Raw genomic sequence first — 19,645 nt, 5'->3', positions numbered from 1 at the left:
GGACCGGCGGGCGCGCGTCCGGTCAGACGGGGCGGCGCAGCTCCAGCGTGCAGCACTTCGTACTGCCGCCCGCCTTGAGGAGTTCGGACAGGTCGGTGCCGACCGGCTCGAAGCCGCGCTCGGCGAGCTGTGCGGCGAGTCCGGTCGCGGCCTGCGGCAGGAAGACATGGAGCCCGTCGCTGAACGCGTTCAGCCCGAAGACCTCGGCGTCCGCTTCGGAGGCGAGCAGCGCGTCCGGGTAGAGCTCGCGCAGCACGGCCCGGCTGCCGGGGCTGAACGCGGCCGGGTAGTACATGATCTCGTCGCCGGAGAGCACCGAGAGCGCGGTGTCCAGGTGGTAGAAGCGGGGGTTGACCAGGGTGAGGCCGGTGACCGGGACCCCGAAGAACTCCTGGGCCTCGGCGTGCGAGCGCGTGTCGGTACGGAAGCCCGTGCCCGCCAGCAGGCGGCGCCCGGCCAGCAGGTAGTCGCCCTCCCCCTCGTTGATGTGCTCGGGCCACAGGGTGTCGGTCCAGCCGTTGCGCCGGAACCACTGGAGGTAGGCCGGTCCTTCGGCGGTGCGCTCGACGTGCCGGAACCGGGCGGCCAGCACCTTGCCGTCCACCACGGTGGCCCCGTTGGCGGCGAACACCATGTCCGGCAGGCCCCGTTCGGGCTCGATGGTGTGGACGGTGTGGCCCACCTGCTCGTACAGGGAACGCAGTTGCTCCCACTGGGCGAGGGCGAGTGCCGTGTCGACCGGTTTCTCGGGGTGCATCCAGGGGTTGATGGAGTAGGTGACGTCGTAGTGGGCGGGCCGGCACATCAGCAGCTCGCGGGGGCGGGCGGTCCGCGCGGACCGGTTGGGGGAGGACGTCTGCTGGGGTTGGCTGGAAGACACGTCGGCTCCTTGTCTGGGCGGGCGGGGAGCGGGCTCGTGACCCGGTCTCCGCACGTCGGGTGGTGGCCGGGCCGGCGGGATGGGCCGGCCCGGCGGCGCGGATCGGGCAGGGCGCATCGGGCGGGGCGGATCAGGCAGGGCGGATCAGGCGGGGCGGATCAGGCGGCGGTGAGCCGGAAGACTCCCTGCCGGTGCCGGTGCTGGTAGTGCCCGACATCCGCGTGGATGGTGAACTCGTCGAAGTGGCGCAGCAGAAAGGTCAGTTGCGCGCTCTCGTTGGCGCCCGGCTCCAGCCACTCGCCCGGCTGCGGGATCAGCTCGTCCGCCTCGTAGGACGGCCGGTCGCGCAGGCCGGGCAGGTCCTCGACCTCGACCAGCCGCCCGGGGTGCGGGACGCGGAAGGAGTAGTCCCCGGCGAAACCGATGTCCCGGTAGGAGTCGTAGGGCCGGTCGGACAGCTGGCCCTCGACGCCGAGCAGCTCGCACAGCCGGGGCAGCGGATAGGCGGCCACCCTGGGGAGGAACTTGACGACCGCCAACTCGTCGGCGTCCACCACCACTTCCAGGTGCAGCGGCCCGTCGGCGAGACCGAGCGCCCCCGGCAGATCGCGCAGCCGCCGTACGAGCAGGCGTACGGTCGCCGACTCGGGCGCCGGGTTCACGACGCTGGTCAGCGCCCAGTGATCGCGCTCGGGCAGGGTGAAGCAGCGCCAGCAGTCGGTGAGGACGAACCGCCCTTGCCGTACGACCCCGTTGGCGAAGTGCGGCACTCCGGGGCGGAAGGGATGGGCCACCACCCGGCCGGCCGCCCACAGTTCCCCGGTGACGGCCGGATCCAGCCCGGTGCCCGGCCGGTGGAACACCGCCGAGCCCATGTCCCGCGAGAACTCCGGGCGCAGCACGGTGGTGACCGCCGACCGCGCCAGCCGTGCGGCCAGTGCCCCGGGGTCGTCGTACACGCGGACGTCGAGCGCGAGGGACGGGTCGGCGGCGGCCACCGCCTCGGCCTGGTCCGCCTTGCTCGACGGGTCCTCGCCGTCCCCGGGTCCTATGCCGGTCATCCGGTCCCCTCTCCGGAAGCGGGCTCGGGCTCCCGTACCTGCTCGAAGTGGAACGAGCGGATGAAGCAGTCCCTCGGCTGGCTCACCGCGAAGAGCACGCACTCGCTGAGCGACTGCGCGGTCAGCTGCGAGGAGGCGGTGCGCTCGGCGCTCTCCCACTCCGGGGAGAGCGGGTCGTGGTTGTCGAAGTCCGGCGGGTAGAGGCCGATCACCCGTACGCCCTGCGGCCGCAGCCGGGCGGAGAGGATGTCCAGGAACCCGGCCTGGGCGCTCTTGGCCGCGTAGAAGGCGGCGTGCGCCTCGGAGCGGTGGTTGCCGGGTACGCCGCACACCGAGACCATGCCGACGATGTCGGGCTGCTCGGAGGCGAGCAGCAGCGGCAGGAAGCTCTTGGTGACCAGGGCCGTGCCGGTGGCGCCCGAGGCGATGGTGTCGACCACGTCGTCGTCCTCGACGGAGAGCAGGTCGGTGCCCTCCAGCCAGCGGGCGCCGTTGTGGACGAGGATGTCGACGGCCGGTGTCAGCGCGCCGACCCCCTCGGCGAAGGCGCGGACGGCGGCGGGGTCGGTGAGGTCGCAGGCGAAGGAGTGCGCCGGGCCGAGGCCGAGGTCCCGGATCTCCTGGGCGACGGTCTCGGCCGCCTTGTGCGTACGGGCCGACAGATACACCTCGGCGCCCTGCTGGGCGAAGCGGATGGCCAGGGTGCGCCCGAAGTCGCGGGAGGCGCCGGTGATCACCACCCGGCGTCCGTCGAGCGGGGCGGGGCCGGTGCTGGTGGTGGTGTGTGCGGGCTGGGGCATGGGGATGGTCGGTCCTCACTGTTCGGTCTGCTGGACTGCGGTGGTTCGGGGTGCCCCGGGGACGGGTTCGGGTCTACGGGGCGGGTTCCGGTTTACCGGGCGGGCTCAGGTTTAACGGGCGGGCTCGGGCTCGGGCTCGGGTTCGGGGAAGCTGAGGCCGGTGGTGCCGCCGGGGACGTCGGCCAGGCCGTGGAGCAGGAAGTCCACCGCCGGAACCGCCCACCGCTCGGGCGCCGGGTAGTCGGTGTGCTCCTCGGGCAGGCAGGTGGCCAGCCCGTCGGTGTCCACCGCACTGCCCGGCGCCACCGCCAGCACCTTCACCCCGGCGGGCACCTCTTCGGCCACCGCCCGGACGAACCCCTCGACGGCGAACTTGGAGGCCGTGTACGCGGCGAGATGGTGCCGGGGCGACCGGCCCCAGCCGGACGAGACCGCGACGAACGTGCCGCCGCGCTCCGCCAGTTGGGGCAGGAACGCCCGGCACATCGCGTACACACCGCCCACGTTGGTCCGCAGGGTCTCCTCGAACTCGGCCGGCGGGACCTCCCACACGGGCCGCTGGCCGTGCACCACACCGGCGTTGGCGACGACCAGGCCGGGGGTGCCCAGCCTGGTCCGCGCCTCCTCCGCCCACCGGAGCACCTCGTCCGGCCGCCCCACGTCCACGGCCCGCACCAGATGCCCGGGGCCGAGCTCGGCGGCGAGCCGCCGCACGGCCCCGGGGTCACGGCCGCAGCCGGCCACCGGATGGCCCAGCGCCGCGAAGCGCAGGGCCAGGGCCCGCCCCATGCCCCGGGTCGCCCCGGAGATCACGACGGGCGGCGGATCAGCGATGTCGTTCATGGTCCATCCGGTGTCTTCTGGTCGATGACGCGTGCCGACAGGTCGGTGACCAGAGCGGAGACAGGGCCGTCGGGGCGGAGGTCGACCGCCCAGCGTGAGCCCTCCGCCTCTGCCCCGGTCAGTACCCGATCATGCCCGAAAAAGCCGTACCGGGTGACCAATTGGAAAGAGGTGCCCGCCCGGTGCGCGGCCAGCAGATCCTGCCGCGAGTCACCGACGAGCACCGCCGCGGACGGCGGTAGTCCAGCGTGCTCCAGGATCTCGCCCAGCCGCTGCCACTTGGGCCGTTCGCCGCCGAGCACGTCCCGGAAGGAGTCCAGCAGGCCGTGGCCGTGCAGGACCTGGCGCGCCTCGCCGGTGAGCGTGCCGGTGGCCACGTACAGCGGGATCCCCCGGGTGACCAGCTCCTTCACCAGCAGGTCGGCGTGGGCGCACAGCGGTGCGTTCGGGTAGCGGTCGCGCAGCAGGGCCGCGTACGCCCCCGCGTACCGCTCGTAGAAGCGCTCGAACTCCTCGCCCTCGTCCGGCCGGCCCAGGTAGTCGCGGTGGAAGGCCGCGAAGTGCTCGCGCCTGGACCGGCCGAACGTGCTGCGGAACTCCTCCAGGAAGGGCGTCACCCGTGCCGCGCCCAGCGGGGAGAGGGCCTCGCCCATGCACTCGGCCTTGAGTTCGTTGGAGTCGACCAGCACCCCGTCCAGGTCGAAGACGACGGCCCGGTGGCGGGTGAGGAGTTCCAGCAGCCGCTCAGCCCCGGGCATGGTCCTCCGCGCTCTCCAGGAGTGCGGCGGTGAACGACGCGGAGGGGACCTTGGCGAGGAAGTCCATGGCGCGGATCTTGGCCTCCTGGTCCTGGCCCAGGCGTTCCTCCAGGCGCTGTACGTAGGTGGGGTGCACATGATGCAGCCCGGCCAGCCCGTACAGTCCCCCGGCGCCCCAGCGGTAGCGCTCCATCAGCGGCAGGAAGTGGCGCACGATCAGCTCCTGGAGCGGGTGGAGCGTGTCCGCCTCCGCGCCGAGCGCGGCCAGCAGCTCCTCGGTGCGGGTGTTGCCCGCGCCGCGCCCCATGCCGTGCACGGTGCCGTCCAGCCAGGTCGCGCCCTCGGACCGGGCCACCAGGGTGTTGTGCAGGGCGAACCCCTGGTTCTCATGGGCGTGGATCCCCACCGGGGCGCCCACTCCGGTGGCGAAGCGGCGGACCAGCCGGGCGGTGCGCGCGGGGCGCAGCGAGCCGAGCGAGTCGGCGAGGTAGAGCGACTCCAGCGGGCCCATGCGCTGGGCCGCTCCGACGCAGGCGTCGGTCTCCTCCTCGCTCGCCAGGTCGATCTGCATCAGGTTGAGGCAGACGCCGAAGCCCGCCGCGCGCAGCGACTGGACGGCCTCCACACAGCCTGCGGTCCGGTTGTAGCGGACCGCGACCCGGACCAGATCGACGGGGATCGCGGAGTCCACCAGTTTATCGGCGAGCAACTGGCCGATCTTGCCGGGCGGCAGCCCCTCGAAGTCGGCCGCGTCGACCATCACGGCGAAGCGCAGGCCGTGGCCGTCGGGGAGCGCGGCGGCCAGCTCCTCGGTCAGCGCGCCCGGCAGGTCCCCGTACGGACCCCAGTTGCCCTCGTGAAACCGTACGTAGCCCAACTCGACGACGTTGACGCCCAGTCGGGGACAGAGGGCCAGGTAGTCGCGGACCAGCGCGGTGTCGAACTCCCAGTTGGTGTAGTAGCCGCCGTCGCGCAGGGTGCAGTCGAGTACGACGTGTTCCGCCGCCCCGGTGGTCACTTGTCCTCCAGGTCGGGCAGGGTGCCGGTGAAGTCGACGTGGTGGATGCGGCGCATCGGGGCCCAGTTGAGCTTGCCGTCGTTGCCCGGGTGGCGCTCCAGCAGGCCGCCGTCGGTGTGCATCATGTCGTCCCACTCCTGGACCTTGGGGTGCAGGTCGTTGGCGCGCAGGAAGTCCCGGACCGGCTCGAAGTGGTCCTCGGCCTCGACGTACATGAAGAGGGTGAGCGGGTCGATGTGGAAGATCTGGAGCTTGCGTACGCCGATGGTGTCCAGCGCACCGCCGGGGCCGACGATCTCCGGCCAGACCTCGCGGTGCAGGGCGATGTACTTCTCGGCGGCGGCTTCGTCCTTGAGACGGATGGTGAAGGCGTGGTTCTTCATCGGGAGAGCTCCTTGGAGAGGGTGAGGAGGTGGGTGTAGAGGCGGTCGACCTCCGACCAGGACTCCTCGTCCAGCACATGCCTGCTCGGGCCGCGGACGAGGGTGTTCTTGACGATCCCGCGCTCCTTCAGGAAGCGCTTGGCGATCGAGAGGTAGTAGTCGGTGCTGTTCATCATGTGGCACATGAGGTACGAGAGCGGGTAGCCGATCCGCTCCGCGGACTCCCGGTCACCGGACTCCAGCAGCCGCCAGAGCGTGCCGACGATCTCGGCGGTCTCGGTGGCGGGAATGGTGCCCGTCAGGCCCCTGCGGTGGCAGTCGAGCAGCATCATGCCGCCGTCGCCCTCGAAGATCCGGGCGCGGCCGTCGGTGGCGTCCCGCAGCTGGCTGACCCGGGGCGGGGTGGGCTGGGCCTCGGGCTTGAACATCACCCGGTCCTCGCCGTACTGACGCAGCAGCCGGGCCTGGGCGTCGATGGAGAGCGGGATCTTCGCCAGGCTCTTGGCGTGGTGGACGATGACCGGGATCGTGACGGACTCCACGATCCGGCTGTAGTACTCGACCATCTCCTCGTCGCCCAGGGGCAGTGTCGCCGGGTGCATGACCAGCAGGGCGTCCACCCCCGCCGCTTCGGCGTGCCGGGAGTACTCCACCGCCGCCTCGGCGGTCTCGGCTCCGGTGCTCATCACCGAAATGCCGCGCCCCTGGACGGATTTGGCGGCGAGCTCGGCGACGCGCAGCCGCTCGGCGTGGGTCAGCCGCAGGAGTTCGGACATCTGGCCGACGACCAGGCCGTCGCAGCCCGAGTCGAAGATGTGGTCGGCCTGGGAGAGGAAGTCCTGCTCGTCGAGCTCCCCGGTGTCCGTGTAGGGCATCAGGACGACCGGGAGGACTCCCCGGATCTGCTTGCTCATGAAGATCCCATCTGTGCTGGGGTTCGCGGGCGGTGGTGGTCGCGGAGGCCCGGCCGCGCGGCGGTCGGCCGGGGCGCAGGCGGTGTCAGGTCGGGGCGGAGGCGGGTCGGGCGGAGTCGGGTCGGGGGCGCTGCGGTGGGCCGTGCGCGCGGTGGCGGGCCGTCCGCGCGCGGTGGCGGGACGCGAGGCCGGTGTCCCAAGTGGCTTGGCAGAGGCTCTGGTTCAGGTGACCGGGGACGCGTGGTCGATGCCCCAAGTGGCTCGGCCGAGGCTCCGGTTCAGCGGGAGCCGGTGACCATGCGGGCGATCTCACCGGCCGCCCAGGGGGCCATCTTGAAGCCGCCGCCGTTGAAGCCGGTGGCGAGCAGCAGGCCGTCCGGTCCGCCGGGCAGCGGTCCGACCGCGCCGAGTTCGCCGGGCGCATGGCATTCGGCGGCCCGCAGTCCGCCTTCCGGTCTGCTGTCGGCGACCCAGGCGAACCGCCGTGCGGCAGCCTCCCCCGCGCGGCGTGTGCACTCCGGGTCGAGCGCTCCGGCGTGCTCGTCCTCGGGCCGCTGACCGGTCGGATGGCCGGTGAAGATACCGCCGGAGTCGGGATCGGGGCGGCCGTTGGTGCCGTACAGGTGGTCGGTGAAGGCCGGGTGGCCGGCGACCGGATCGGCGGGGCGGCGCAGGTCGACCTGGATCGCCTGGAGCCACAGCCCGTGCTCGATGCCCCAGCCGGTCAGCAGGGCGGGGGTGGCCGGTCCGGTGGCCAGGACCACGGTGTCGGCGGCCAGTTCACCGAATCCGGTGCGGACGCCGGTGACGCGTCCCGCCGTACGGGAGAGTCCGTGCACCGGGGTGCCCGTCAGGAGGGTGCCGCCCGCCCGCCGCCCGGCCCGTACCCAGCCGCGTACCACGTCCGTGGGGTCGAGGTAGCCGGCCTGCGGCTCCCACACCCCGCCGCCCGTGGTGTCCGTGAGGATCGCGCCGAACCGCTCGGCCAGCTCCCCGGGGTCCAGCCAGCGGGCCGGGGTGCGGGCCGCGATCCGGGCGGTCTCCTTGCGGGCGTCCTCCGCCTGCTCCGGGCCGACCAGGGAAAGGAAACCGCTGGCCGTGAAGGGGGCCGGCTCCCCGGTGTGCCGTGCGAACTCGCGGTAGAACTCCCAGCCTTCCAGGGCCCGTTCGCCGAGGCCGGGCTCGGGGTGGAAGGCCCGGACGATGCCGCCGCTCCAGGCGGTGGCCCCCAGTCCGGGGAGGTACCGCTCCACCAGCGTGACACGTTCGCCCCGGGCGGCCAGGGCGTGGAAGGCCGCGGCGCCGATGACTCCGGCGCCGACGATGACGGTCTCAGGCATCGCGGTCCCCGCCGCTCGCGGCCGGGCCGCCGTCCGCGTGGCGCGCCACCAACGAGTCGAGGATCTCTCCGGCGCGGACGGCGGCCATCGACAGCAGGGAGGAGGTGATGCCGTGGGTGTGCTCGGTACCGCCCTGGAGGTAGATACCGGCGGTCAGCGACGCGTCGGTCACCACCCGGTAGTCCCGGGCGATCCGCAGGCGGCCCTCGGCGTCCCGGGCGCAGTAGGGTTCGGCCTTGCCCAGCAGCGGGCCGGCGTCGGGAGCGGTGTAGCCGGTGGCGAACACCACGCCGTCCGCGCGGAGTTCCTCGCGGGTGCCGTCCAGTTGGTTCAGCACCTCCACGGTGACCCGGCCGTGGCCGTCGCCCGGCGCCTCGGCCAGCCGGGTGACCCGGGAGGCGGCCATCATGCGCAGCCGTACTCTTCCGTGCACCTTCTCCTGGTAGGCACGCCGGTACAGCTCGTCGATGAGGTCGATGTCCACGACGGCGTAGTTGGTGTTGCGGTGGTAGTCCATCAACTGTTCACGGATGTCCTGCGCGGCGCCGTAGTAGTGGTCGACGGCCGCCGGGTCGAAGATCCGGTTGGCGTAGGGGCTGTCGTCGGCCGGGCTGTAGCCGTAGCGGTTGAAGACCGAGCAGACCTCGGCCCGCGGGTAGGTGCGGTGCAGGTGGTCGGTGGCCTCGGCGGCGCTCTGGCCCGCTCCGACCACGACGAACCGCTCCGGCGAGGGTCCGGGCAGGGTCTCCAGGCTCGGGAGCAGTGAACTGCTGTGCCACACCCGGCCGGAGAGGGTGACGCCCTCCGGCAGCCGGGGCCGCAGCCCGGTCGCGACGACCAGGTTCCGGGTCCGGCACAGCACCGTGTCCTCCCGGGCGCCGGGGGTCCGTCCGACGAGTTCGAGGAGCTCGGTCACCCCGTCCACGGTGACCGGCCGCACCTCGGTGACCTCGGTCCCGTAGCGCACGAGGCCCTCGACCTCGGCGGCGCACCATTCCAGGTAGTCGTGGAACTCGGCGCGGCTCGGAAACAGCACCTTGTGGTTGATGAAATCCACCAGGCGTTCCCGGGCGTGCAAATAGGAGACGAAGCTCAGACGACTCGTGGGATTCCGCAGGGTTACCAGGTCCTTGAGGAAGGAGACCTGCATCGTGGCGTCGTCCAGCAGCATTCCGCGGTGCCAGCCGAAATTCTCCTTGCGTTCCAGGAACAGCGCCCGGGGGGTCGCTCCGGGGCCGTACCGTTCGCCCTGCTCCATGAGCGCCGCGGCCAGTGCCAGGTTGGCCGGTCCGAAGCCGACGCCCACCACGTCGTACAGCGGCGACGGAACGTCCTGAGTCTGCGACATGGTCGGTGCAACCCTCCGTGACGTGCGGAAACGTAACCACTGCGGCCTGCTTGCCGTGGAACGGTGCGGCCAACATAGGCATCGGCGCCCCACCGCGACTACCTACGACGGAGGACATCCCGATGTCGCCCCGGGGAGACGTCGGACGCCGTCGTGTCACCCCCGGTGGACAACCTTCCGGTATCCCTGGGAATTGACGGGGGAACTTGCCTACGATTCGGCGAACCGACCGAAAAGCCGGTCCGGTCGGACTGTGAGAGACAGCCGGCGCATTCCGGGGATTCCCCTCCGGAACCCGGTGTTCCCGGCCCCGCACGGTATTTTTCCGCCGCCCTCGCGAACGAGGAATAATGATCACAAAATTCCGTATCGAAGAGGCAAGCGCGGTCCCGGAGTTCGGCATGGCCTGCCAGCGCCTGATCCCGTGGCCCGGCGACGAGCCCGAGCCCCCGGTCGGCGCGATGGCCTGCTTCCTGCCCGCCGGGGCCGCCTCCGATCCCGACCGCCACGACCAGGACGAGGTCATGATCGTGCTGTCCGGCGGCGGGACCATCGAACTCGACGGCGAGACCGCCCAGTTCGGCGCCGGTGAGGTGATCGTGCTGCCACGCAACAAGGAGCACGTGGTGCGCAACCCGCTCGACGGGCCGTGCACCTGGGTCTCCCTCTACTGGCCCCTGCGCGAGCCCCGGCCCGGTGACTCGGCGGAGGTGCCGTCGTGACCTCCCCGTCCTGGATCACCGCCACCCCGCCCACGCCCAACGGCGATCTGCACCTGGGCCATATGGCCGGCCCCTACATCGCCGGGGACGTGCTGCGCCGCTTCCTGGCCGCCGACGGGCTCCCCGTCCGCTACACCTCGGGCCTGGACGACCACCAGAGCTACGTTCCGGTGCGGGGCCTCAAGGACGGCGGCCGGACCGGTGAGGAGGTCGCCGACGGCTACGGCGCCTCCATCACCGACGTCTGGCGCCGGGCCGGGGTGGACTTCGACACGCTGAGCCGCCCCCGCGAGGACGCCGGATACGACCGGTACGTACAGGGGTTCGTCCGGGAACTGCACGAGCAGGGCCACATCGTCGCCCGGACCCGCCCGCTGCCCTGGTGCGACTCCTGCGAACGCTGGCTGTACGAGGCGTACGTGGCGGGCGGCTGCCCGCACTGCGGCTCGTCCTCCAACGGCAACGCCTGCGAGCCCTGCGGGCGCCCCAACGACTGCGCCGACCTCTCCGACCCGGTCTGCGTCCCCTGCGGCGGGACGCCCCGGCTCCGCGACTGTGAACGGCTCTACTTCCCGCTCGCCCCCTTCGCCGACCGCCTCGCCACGTTCTGGGAGCGGGTGGCCATGCCCCCGCACCTGCGCGTCCTGTGCGAGACCATGCTCGCGGCCGGGCTGCCCGAGATCGCCGTCAGCCACCCCGGCGACTGGGGGCTGCGCACCACCGTCCCCGGCTTCGAGGAACAGCGGATCTACGTCTGGTTCGAGATGGGGCCGGGGTATCTGTGGCAGTACGGCTCCCCCGCCACGCACCCCGGCGGCGGCCCGGTGCAGTTCTTCGGCTTCGACAACGGCTACTTCCACGCGCTGCTCTTCCCCGCCCAGTTCCTCGCCCACCCGTCCCGGCCGCCGCTGCCCGAGGCGTTCGTGGTCAACGAGTTCTACCGGCTGGAGGGGCTGAAGTTCTCCACCAGCAGACGGCACGCGATCTGGGCGTACGAGGAGCTGGAGCGCACCCCCGCCGACGTGCTGCGCTTCCATGTCCTGGCCGACCGGCCCGACGGCCGCCAGACGAGCTTCAGCACGGAGGCCCTGGAGCGGACGCGGCAGCATCTGACCGGCCGGTGGGACGGCTGGCTGGGGCGGCTCTTCGAGCAGATCGGCAAGGACTGCGACGGCCGGGCGCCCGGACAGCCGCCCGCCGGACCGGCCTGGGAGCTGCTGCGCGACCGGCTCACCCGTACCGCCACCGAGCTGCGCGGGGCGCTCGGCGTGGCGGGCTTCGACCCGCGCCGGGCGACCGCCCTGCTGGACGAAGTGGTCGCGTGCGCCGACGACTTCGGCCACATCCACGCCCATGAGCGGGACCGGCCGAACGGGGGCGACGCCCACCGCGCCGCGCTGTCGGCACAGCTCGCCGTGGCGGCGGCCCTCTCGGCCTGGGCCGCCCCTGTGATGCCGCACGCGGCGGCCACGCTGGCGGACGCCCTCGGCCTGCCCGCGGGCCGCCCGGTGGACGCCGACGCACTGCGTCCGCTGCCCGCCGGGACGCAGCTCGGTCCGCTTCCCGGACCGGTCTTCGGTGGCTGAGCGGGGCCCGGCGCGGGTCGCCGTCGTCGGCCCGTTCAGCGGGCCGCGCGCCGCGTGGGGCGAGCTGCTGCGCGAGGGCGCGGCAGGGCCGGTGGCCCCGGCGGCCGGTTCGTCGGCCGCCTGGGAGTTCCATGACGACCGGGGTGACGCGGCCACCGCTCGTGAGGTGGGCCTGCGCCTCGCCCGCGACCTCGAACTCGTCGCCGTCATAGGCCACTTCAACAGCCTGGGGGCACACCATGCCCTGCCCGGATACCGGGACGCCCGGCTGCCGGTGGTGCTCCCGCTCTCCACCAAGCCCGGACTGCTGGACGGTTCGGACGGCTGGGCCCTGCGCTGGTGCCCGGACGACCTCGGCCAGTTGGTGGCGCTCCGGGCGGCGGTGTCGGCCGCCGGGCACACCGGGCTGGAGGTCACCGACGACGGCAGCGACTACGGCCGCCGCCTCGCCGACACCGTGACGGGGCTGCCCGACGACGGCCTCACCGTGGTCCGGACGGCGATCCCGTCGGCCGGGAGCGCGGCGCTCCTGGTCTGCGGCACCCATGTGGGCGCCGCGCGCACCGCCCGGCAGGCCGTCGCGGCCGGGCGGACCGGGCCGCTGTTGTTCCCGGACGACTGCGCCATCGGGGAGTTCGCCGGGCTGCTGGGCCCGGCGGCCGGTCAGGCGCTGGTCGCCCGGCTGGCGGGCGGCCCGGCCGCCCTCGTCCAGGACTCCTTCCGCGCGCTGGGCACGGCGCTCGCGGACCGGCCGGAGGCGCGGGGCCGGGAGCTGCTGGCCGCCGTACGGGACCGCGCGGGCCGACGGTTCACCCCCGGCGGCGAACCGTACGGCCTCGGCCCGGGCGGCGGCTGGGAGGTCGTCCCGGTGGCTGTCCTCGACCCGGCGGGGACCGGTCACCATGCCGCACCGGCCGCGTCGAGCCCGGCGGGGACCGGCCGCCACGCCGTACCGGTCGCACCCGCTCCAGCCGAGCCCGCCCCGACGACGGGCGGTCACCCCACCGCACCGGCCGGTCGCCACGCCGTACCGGCCGGACCCACCCCCGTACCGGCCGTGAGCTCCCCCGTCGCCCCGGGCACCCCACCACCGCTGTACGGCCGCATGCTCTCCGCCAACCCCGGCACCTGCGACCTGGACGCCGTGGTGGTCGGCTGCGGGGCGGTCGGGTCGGCCGTGGCGGCGCTGCTGGCCGAAGCGGGTGCGGCGGTGGCGACCACCGAGCCCGAAGCCGGTGGCCCCTCGGCCACCCGCTACTCCGGCGGCCTGGTCCGCGCCTATGAACTGGGCCCCGAAGCAAGGGCGTTGGCGATCCGCAGCCATCAGCTCCTCTGGGGCGCGGCGAGCGAGGAACGGCAGGCGGCGGGGTTCCGCCGGACCGGCTCACTGGTCCTGCTGGGCCCCGACGACCTGCCGGAGGCGGCGGCCGGGGTCGCCGAACTGGGCGCGGCCGGCATCCCGGCCCGGCTGCTCGACCTCGGCCAACTCCGCTCCCAGCACCCGGAGATCGACCCCGCGGGGCTGGCCGGGGCGGTCTGGGAGCCGGACGGCGGCTACGCCGATCCGCGCGCCTTCGCCGCCGTGAAGCGCCGGGCCGCCCTGGCCCGTGGGGCGGTGGTGCTGCCCGGCGGCGCGGTCCGTGCCGTGGTGGCCGGGCCCTCCGGCGTCGTCGTGCGCACCGCCACCGGGACCGTCACCGCCGCGGTGGTCGTCCTGGCGGCGGGGGCGGGCACCTCGGCGCTGCTGCCCGCCGGATACGTTCCCCCCGGCGGGCCGCCGCGTACGAAGACCATCCGGTACGCCTTCTTCGACCGCGCCGGGCAACCGGTCCCGACCGTCAGCGACCTGGTCACCGGGGCGTGGGGCAGACCGCAGGTGGACGGGGCGTTCGGCGGTGGCTTCCTCACCGGCCGCCCGGTCCAGGAGTGGGACGTCCGGCCGGGCGGTGCCGACGAGCTGCCCGCGCGGGACATCGCGTACATCAGGGAGGGTGTACGGGGGCGGTGGCCCTGGCTGGCCACGGCACCCGCACTGGGCGGACGGTGGGGCGTGGACCTGTACCCCGCACACGGGCCGCTGCTCGGCCCGCTGCCCGGCACCCCCCGTCTGCTGGTCGCCGCCGGCTGGTCCGGTGCGGGCTTCAAGACCGCCCCCGCCGCCGCCGAACGGGCCGCGCACGCCGCGCTGTCCGTCCTGGGCAGCCGCGCCCCTGTGTGACCACCGGGGCCGTACCGACGTGGCTGTAAGGGGGTGGGCACGCGGCCGGTGAAGGCCGGGCCCACCCCCGTACGCGCATCACTTCACACTGAACGACTCCGCCGCCGGGGAGACCGCCGCCGGGCTGATGACCTTCAGGCCGCCGGGGACCGTGGCGTCCGGCTTCATGATGACGCTCTCCCGGGTGGACGGCGCCGCGGGGTCGGAGAAGTCGTGGGTGACCCCGAACTCCGTTCCGTACCCCTTGATCGTGAGCAGCGCCTTGCCGATGCCCTCCCGCGTGAGGTCCTTGTCGTCGCACGCCTTGTCCAGCGCCTCGCCGAAGACGGAGGCCGCCGTCCAGCCCGCAACAACTCCGTTGTCAAGGACGTCGTTCGGGTACTGCGACGCGTACTCCTTGGCCAGCAGCGACGGCCCGTCACCGGGGTCGCCGATGGGGAGCGTGGAGGAGGCGATGTAGTAGTCCTTGAGCAGGGCCGGGCCCGCCTGGGTCTTCAACAGCTGTGGCGCGTAGGCCGAGTTGTTGCCGACGACGGGGACGTTGAAGCCGGTGGCCGCCGCGACGCCGACGAGCGAGGCCGCCTGTCGCGGACCGGCGCTGATGACGACGGCCTTCACCCCGGCCTGCTTGAGGGCGGCGACCTGGGCCGTCATGTCGTTGTCGGTCGGCTTGATCTTCTGCTCGACGACGGTCAACCCGGCTTCCTTGGCAGCGTACTTGGAGCCGGTGAGCGCGTTCTCGCCGTAGTCGCCCTCGAAGTACACATGGCCGATCTTGTCGCCCTTGGCGATCCGCTTCTCCTTGAGCAGGTGATCGATCAGGTTGATGGTCTCGACGTCGTACGTGGCGCCGATGACGCGGATGTACGGGGAGCCGAGCAGGTTCGCCGACCAGGCCTGCGGCAGCACGAGCCCCTTGTCCTTGCCGTCGATGCGCTGTTCGACGGCGGCGACGAACGGGGAGCCGATGAACTGGGCGAAGCCCAGCACCTTCGGCTCCAGCTCGGTGTATCCGGCGATGGCCTTCTGCGGGTCGTAGCCGTGGTCCCGTACGGTGAGTTCGATCTTCCGGTCGCAGATGCCGCCCTTGGCGTTGGTCTGCTTCACCCACAGCTGCTGGGCCTGGGTGACGCTCTTGCCGAGCGAGGCGTACACCCCGGTCATATCGGTGAGGACACCGAGCGAGATCGTCGAGGAGGAGACACCGGGGCCGGTCTTGATCCCGGCCTTGTCCTGCTCGTCGCCCTTCCCTTCGGTCGCCTTGCCGCTGCACCCGGCGAGGGTGACGGTGAGGGCCGCGACCACGGCCGTGAGCGCTCTGCGTTTCATTTCTTCTCCCCTGATTTCTTCGGACGGGTGACGCGCGGGAGTGCGATGCCGAGGCGGGCGAGCCCGCCGGGCAGGAAGAGGACCACCGCGACCACCGCGGCGCCGTACAGATAGCGGGACGCCTCACCCGGTGCCAGGCCGCCCGTTCCGGGGGCGGAGACCAGCGGGAGGGAGTCGCTGTAGTGGTTGAGCACCTGCGGGAGCAGGGAGACGAAGAAGGCGCCGACGACGGCTCCCGCGACGCTGCCGAGCCCGCCGATGACGATCATGGCGAGGTATTCGAGGGACAGGATCATGCCGAAGTACTCGGGCACGGTCCGCTGGAAGACCAGGGCGAGCAGGACGCCCGCGAGACCGGCGTACATCGAGGACAGGACGAAGACCCCGGCCCGGTAGCGCGCCACCGGTACGCCCATCACGCCCGCCGCGATCCGGTGGTCGCGGATGGCGTTCATCGCCCGGCCCGGCCTGCCCCGCAGGATTCCGCGCGCGAACAGGGCGCTGAGCAGCAGGGCGGCGAGGCCCACGTACCAGAGCTTCTCCGACGCCCCGAACGGGACGGCCGCGACGACGAGTTCGGTGTCGTCGAAGGTGAACCCGAAGAGGGAGAGCGGCGGTACGGCCCGCCCGTTGTAACCCCCGGTCAGGGAGCTCGCGTTGAACAGGACGTGCTGCCCGATGAAGATCAGCGCGAGGGTCGCGATACCGAGGTAGGCGCCGCGCAGCCGTCCGGCGATCGGGCTGAACACCCCTCCCGCCGCCCCCGCGATCAGGACGGCGAGGATCGCGGCCAGCCAGGTGGGGAGTCCGAGCCCGGTGAGGGCGTGGCCGTCCCCGGTGCTGGACTCCCCCGCCAGGATGCAGTAGCTGTACGCGCCCACGGCGAGGAAGAAGGCGTGGCCCATGGAGAGTTGGCCGGTGGCGCCGGTGAGCATGTTGAGCCCGATGGCCCCGATCGCCGCCGCCATCGCGAACAGTCCGGCCTGGAGCCAGAAGCGGTCCAGGTAGAAGGGGAGGACGAGGAGCAGCAGGGAGCCGATGAGGACGGCGTACGTACGGGGCCGGCGCAGCCGGTCGGTGAAGGTCTCCGTACCCCGGGGTGCGGGGGCGGCCGGTGCTTCGGGGACTGCGGTGTCAGACACGGGCGAGCTCCTTCGTGCCGAAGAGTCCCGCGGGCCGGATGAGCAGGACCGCGACCATCACCAGGTAGGGCGCCAGATCGCCGATGCCCCGGCCGAGGAAGGCGAGATCGCTCTGGTAGCCGGTGGCGAGCGACTCGGTGACGCCGACGACGAGTCCGCCGACGAGCGCCCCGGTGGTGGAGTCGAGTCCGCCGAGGATCGCGGCGGGGAACGCCTTGAGCGCGGCGAGCGAGGTGGCGCGCTCCAGGCCGGGGGTCGGGAAGACGGTGAGGAAGAGGGCGGCGACGGCGGCGAGGGCCCCGGCGACGGCCCAGGCGGCGAGCGAGACCCTGCCCAGCTTGATGCCCATGAGGGCGGCGGTCTGCGGGTTCTCGGCGGCGGCCCGCATCGACACGCCCCACGAGGTGTAGCGGAAGGCCAGCAGGAACACGGTGATGAGGAGCCCGGCGGCGAGGAACGCGGCGATCCTGGTCTGGGCGAGGGTGATCCCGCCGATCTGGACGACCTCGTTGCCCCACGGATCGCCGAGCGCGAGGACGTCCGTGCCCATGCGGCGGGTGAGTTCGGTGATGAGGAGGATGTCGACGCCGATGGTGACGATGGCCAGGACGCTGTGGTCGCTGCCCCGGTAGCGGCGCATCACGAAGAACTCGATGGCCGCGCCGACGGTCGCGGCCCCGGCGATCCCGACGAGCAGCGCGGGCCAGAACCCGATGTCGTCGTGGAGGACGGCGGTGACGTATCCGCCCGCCAACAGCAGTGAGGCATGGGCGAAGTTGACGACCTCGGTGGCCTTGAAGATGACGACGAAGCCGAGGGCGATCAGTGCGTAGACCGAACCGATCGACAGGCCGCCGAGGAGGAGTTCGATGAACGTGGTCATTCCGGTGCTCCCAAGTAGGCCTGGACGACGGCCGGGTCGTTCTGGACCTGGGCGGGTGAGCCGCCCGCGATCCGGCGTCCGAAGTCGAGTACGGTCACCGCGTCCGCGAGCTTCATGACCACCCCCATGTCGTGCTCGACCAGCACGATGGAGATGCCGAGGCTGTCGCGGACATCGGCCACGACGGCCGCGGTACGGCGGCGCTCGTCGGCGGTCATCCCGGCGATCGGCTCGTCCAGCAGCAGGACCCGGGGCTCCATGCACAGGGCGCGGCCGAGCTCGACGAGCTTCTGCTGCCCGTACGGAAGCGAGCCCGCCGGACGCTCCAACGCCCCTGCCAGCCCGATGAATTCGGCAATCTCACGGACCCGTTCCAGATGGCGCCGCTCCTCGCGGGCGGCGGAGGGCAGCCTCAGGCCGGTGGCGATGAATCCTGATCGGGTGAGCCGGTGGCGGCCGAGCAGCAGGCTGTCGGCGACGGTGGCGTGCGGCGGGAGCGCCAGGTTCTGGAAGGTACGGGCGACGCCGAGGGCAGCGATCTCGTGCGGCGCGAGCCCCGTCAGCTCGGTGGTGCCGAGGTGCACGGTCCCGGCGGAGGCGCGGTAGACGCCGGAAAGGACGTTGAAACAGGTGGACTTGCCCGCGCCGTTGGGCCCGATGACGGCGTGCACGCTGCCGGGTTCCACGGTGAAGGAGACGGCGTCGAGGGCGGTGAGCCCGGCGAAGCGTACGGTCACGTCGGTGACGGTGAGGGCGGCCGTGGTGCGGTCCACGGGGGCCGGTGCGGTGGTGGTCACGCGGACCACCTGCTCAGGGTGCGCCGGTTGCGGGACGCCACATCGGCGTCGGCGGCGGCCTCCTCGTCGACCACGCCGAGATAGCGGCGGCGCACCTCGTCGGAGGCGGCGAGTTCGTCGGCCGGGCCGTGCAGGGCGACCTCGCCGACATCGAGTACGTACGCTGTCGAGGCCAGGCGCAGCGCGATGGCCGCGTTCTGCTCGACGAGCATGACGGAGGTGCCGCTCGCGTTGATCTCCCGCACGGTCTCCGCGATCCTGGCCGCCATCAGCGGGGCGAGGCCGAGCGAGGGCTCGTCCAGCAGGAGCAGCCGGGGCCCCGCCATCAGGGCGCGGCCCATGGCCAGCATCTGCTGTTCGCCGCCGGAGAGGAGTCCGGCCCGCTGGTGAGCGCGGTCGGCGAGGACCGGGAACAGCTCGTGGACGCGGGCCAGGGCGGCGGTCGTCTGCCTGCGCCCGCCGCGCGCCCCGAGTGCGCCCGCGCGCAGGTTGTCGGCCACCGTCATCCGGGCGAAGACCTGCCGGCCCTCCGGTACCTGGACCACTCCGGCGGCCACCACCTGGGCGGGCCGCAGCCCCTCCAGGGGGCGGCCGTCGAACCGGATGGTCCCGGTGCCCGTACCCCGGTGGAAGCCGAGGGTCCGCGATACGGCCCGCAGCAGCGTGGTCTTGCCCGCGCCGTTGCCGCCCAGTACGGCGGTGATCGCGCCGTCCGGCACATCGACGGAGATGTCGCGCAGGGCCCGGACCGGCCCGTATCCCACGGACAGTCCGCGGATCTCCAGCGTTGCCATGCGTCCTCCTCCTTCCGCCTTCTCGTGTTCATGTGTCGTGTTCGTGCTCGGTGCTCGGTGCTCATCTGTGGGGGTGTGGCGTCGTGTGGTGCCACAGACCAGCACCGGCCGGAGCGTGCGTCCACGGCGTGGGGCGGACTCGATGCGGATGACCAGCGATCGAAGGGCCTCGTTGTGCACGCGCACAGAGGCGGCGACGGCCGGGTCCCCGCCCGCGCGGCCGGTGGCATCCTCATCGGTCACCGGGGAGACCGGTCCCGGTGACCGCCTCCGTGGCGGTGTGCCACCGGCTGTCCCGGCAGCGGGCGGGCGGAACCGGTCGCCGGTCCGGCGGACGGAGGCGGGGATGCGGCGGGAGACGCGGGCCGGGGAGCGGCGAGGGGCCACCGGGGAACGGCAGGGGGCCGGGGATCAGGGGGCCGCGGATTCGAGTGCGCGGGATCAGGGGGGCGGGGATCCGGGGGCGCGGGAGACCGTGACGCCGGAGGAGCGGTGGCCGGCGGCCCTGGTGGCGAGCGCGCCGGAACTCTCCGCACGCCTGCTCGCGGAGGTGTTCGGCCCGCTGCTCGCGCTGGCTCCGGCGGAACGGGCCCTGCTGGTGGGGACGTTGGAGGCGTGGCTGGAGTGCGGGGGCTCGGTGGGGCGGGCGGCGGTACGGCTGCGGTGCCACCGGAACACGGTCTTCAACCGGCTGCGCCGCCTGGAACGGCTGACCTCACGCTCGCTGTCGCACCCGCGCGAGCTGGTGGAGACGGTGCTTGCCCTGGACGCGCTGCGGTGGTCGGCGGGGCGGGGGTGAACCGTTGAGGCTATCGGTGGGCGTCGGCCC

At 72.9% G+C, this 19,645-nt stretch carries 18 protein-coding genes and 1 pseudogene; 4 read left to right on the top strand and 15 right to left on the bottom strand.

Going from position 1 to position 19,645, the window contains the following annotated elements; translation table 11 throughout:
- Positions 1-22: 22 nt before the first annotated feature.
- The 10 genes from ddaH to ACFW9Z_RS10850 form a co-directional block, all read right to left on the bottom strand.
- Positions 23-880, bottom strand: coding sequence for a dimethylargininase (gene ddaH, locus ACFW9Z_RS10895; RefSeq protein WP_384637661.1), 858 nt, complete (start codon positions 878-880; stop codon positions 23-25).
- Between the two features lie 158 nt (positions 881-1,038).
- Positions 1,039-1,941 (bottom strand): hypothetical protein, encoded by a 903-nt coding sequence (locus ACFW9Z_RS10890; protein WP_384637659.1) that lies wholly within the window; start codon positions 1,939-1,941, stop codon positions 1,039-1,041.
- A complete protein-coding gene (locus ACFW9Z_RS10885) occupies positions 1,938-2,741 on the bottom strand; it encodes an SDR family oxidoreductase (RefSeq protein WP_384637656.1) in 804 nt (267 codons plus the stop codon). The genes ACFW9Z_RS10890 and ACFW9Z_RS10885 overlap by 4 nt, the downstream gene beginning before the upstream one ends.
- Before the next feature lie 111 nt (positions 2,742-2,852).
- Positions 2,853-3,584 (bottom strand): SDR family oxidoreductase, encoded by a 732-nt coding sequence (locus tag ACFW9Z_RS10880; protein WP_384637653.1) that lies wholly within the window; start codon positions 3,582-3,584, stop codon positions 2,853-2,855.
- A complete protein-coding gene (locus ACFW9Z_RS10875) occupies positions 3,581-4,342 on the bottom strand; it encodes an HAD family hydrolase (protein ID WP_384637650.1) in 762 nt (253 codons plus the stop codon). Before ACFW9Z_RS10875 ends, ACFW9Z_RS10880 begins: the two co-directional genes overlap by 4 nt.
- A complete protein-coding gene (locus tag ACFW9Z_RS10870) occupies positions 4,329-5,360 on the bottom strand; it encodes a hypothetical protein (protein WP_384637647.1) in 1,032 nt (343 codons plus the stop codon). The genes ACFW9Z_RS10875 and ACFW9Z_RS10870 overlap by 14 nt, the downstream gene beginning before the upstream one ends.
- Entirely contained in the window at positions 5,357-5,743 is a 387-nt protein-coding gene (locus tag ACFW9Z_RS10865; protein ID WP_384637644.1) for an L-rhamnose mutarotase, read from the bottom strand. The genes ACFW9Z_RS10870 and ACFW9Z_RS10865 overlap by 4 nt, the downstream gene beginning before the upstream one ends.
- A complete protein-coding gene (locus tag ACFW9Z_RS10860) occupies positions 5,740-6,657 on the bottom strand; it encodes a dihydrodipicolinate synthase family protein (protein ID WP_384637641.1) in 918 nt (305 codons plus the stop codon). The genes ACFW9Z_RS10865 and ACFW9Z_RS10860 overlap by 4 nt, the downstream gene beginning before the upstream one ends.
- A 278-nt stretch (positions 6,658-6,935) precedes the next feature.
- Positions 6,936-7,997, bottom strand: a complete 1,062-nt coding sequence (locus ACFW9Z_RS10855) for an NAD(P)/FAD-dependent oxidoreductase (protein WP_384637639.1) — start codon at positions 7,995-7,997, stop codon at positions 6,936-6,938.
- The gene (locus ACFW9Z_RS10850) at positions 7,990-9,345 is read right to left on the bottom strand and encodes a lysine N(6)-hydroxylase/L-ornithine N(5)-oxygenase family protein (protein WP_384637637.1); all 1,356 of its coding nucleotides are present in this window, start codon (positions 9,343-9,345) and stop codon (positions 7,990-7,992) included. The genes ACFW9Z_RS10855 and ACFW9Z_RS10850 overlap by 8 nt, the downstream gene beginning before the upstream one ends.
- A 350-nt stretch (positions 9,346-9,695) precedes the next feature.
- Here ACFW9Z_RS10850 and ACFW9Z_RS10845 point away from each other — a divergent pair, with 350 nt between their 5' ends.
- From ACFW9Z_RS10845 to ACFW9Z_RS10835, 3 genes are read left to right on the top strand one after another with little or no spacing between them, the layout of a single operon-like run.
- Positions 9,696-10,067 carry a cupin domain-containing protein gene (locus ACFW9Z_RS10845; RefSeq protein WP_384637634.1) on the top strand — a complete coding sequence of 124 codons (372 nt, stop codon included), beginning with the start codon at positions 9,696-9,698 and terminating at the stop codon, positions 10,065-10,067.
- Positions 10,064-11,653: a class I tRNA ligase family protein gene (locus ACFW9Z_RS10840; RefSeq protein ID WP_384637632.1), complete on the top strand. Its 1,590-nt coding sequence runs from the start codon at positions 10,064-10,066 to the stop codon at positions 11,651-11,653. Before ACFW9Z_RS10845 ends, ACFW9Z_RS10840 begins: the two co-directional genes overlap by 4 nt.
- Positions 11,646-13,871 carry an FAD-dependent oxidoreductase gene (locus tag ACFW9Z_RS10835; protein ID WP_384637629.1) on the top strand — a complete coding sequence of 742 codons (2,226 nt, stop codon included), beginning with the start codon at positions 11,646-11,648 and terminating at the stop codon, positions 13,869-13,871. Before ACFW9Z_RS10840 ends, ACFW9Z_RS10835 begins: the two co-directional genes overlap by 8 nt.
- A gap of 78 nt (positions 13,872-13,949) precedes the next feature.
- On the opposite strand, the gene ACFW9Z_RS10830 is transcribed toward ACFW9Z_RS10835, so the two are convergent.
- The 5 genes from ACFW9Z_RS10830 to ACFW9Z_RS10810 are packed head-to-tail and all read right to left on the bottom strand — an operon-like array spanning position 13,950 to position 18,816.
- On the bottom strand, positions 13,950-15,200 hold the full coding sequence (locus ACFW9Z_RS10830) for an ABC transporter substrate-binding protein (protein WP_384637626.1): 1,251 nt from the start codon (positions 15,198-15,200) through the stop codon (positions 13,950-13,952).
- Positions 15,197-16,342: a branched-chain amino acid ABC transporter permease gene (locus ACFW9Z_RS10825; protein WP_384637623.1), complete on the bottom strand. Its 1,146-nt coding sequence runs from the start codon at positions 16,340-16,342 to the stop codon at positions 15,197-15,199. The genes ACFW9Z_RS10830 and ACFW9Z_RS10825 overlap by 4 nt, the downstream gene beginning before the upstream one ends.
- Entirely contained in the window at positions 16,335-17,225 is an 891-nt protein-coding gene (locus tag ACFW9Z_RS10820; RefSeq protein ID WP_384637620.1) for a branched-chain amino acid ABC transporter permease, read from the bottom strand. The genes ACFW9Z_RS10825 and ACFW9Z_RS10820 overlap by 8 nt, the downstream gene beginning before the upstream one ends.
- Positions 17,222-18,031, bottom strand: a complete 810-nt coding sequence (locus ACFW9Z_RS10815; RefSeq protein WP_384637618.1) for an ABC transporter ATP-binding protein — start codon at positions 18,029-18,031, stop codon at positions 17,222-17,224. Before ACFW9Z_RS10815 ends, ACFW9Z_RS10820 begins: the two co-directional genes overlap by 4 nt.
- Positions 18,019-18,816 carry an ABC transporter ATP-binding protein gene (locus tag ACFW9Z_RS10810; RefSeq protein WP_384637615.1) on the bottom strand — a complete coding sequence of 266 codons (798 nt, stop codon included), beginning with the start codon at positions 18,814-18,816 and terminating at the stop codon, positions 18,019-18,021. Before ACFW9Z_RS10810 ends, ACFW9Z_RS10815 begins: the two co-directional genes overlap by 13 nt.
- 174 nt (positions 18,817-18,990) lie before the next feature.
- On the opposite strand from ACFW9Z_RS10810, the pseudogene ACFW9Z_RS10805 reads away from it, so the two are divergent.
- Positions 18,991-19,615, top strand: a pseudogene (locus ACFW9Z_RS10805) (helix-turn-helix domain-containing protein).
- Positions 19,616-19,645 lie beyond the last annotated feature (30 nt).

It is taken from the genome of Streptomyces sp. NPDC059452, from assembly GCF_042750035.1.
In the GTDB taxonomy this organism is placed as follows: domain Bacteria; phylum Actinomycetota; class Actinomycetes; order Streptomycetales; family Streptomycetaceae; genus Streptomyces.
Note: the sequence above shows the minus strand (reverse complement) of the source record. Positions and strands in the feature narration are given on the sequence as shown.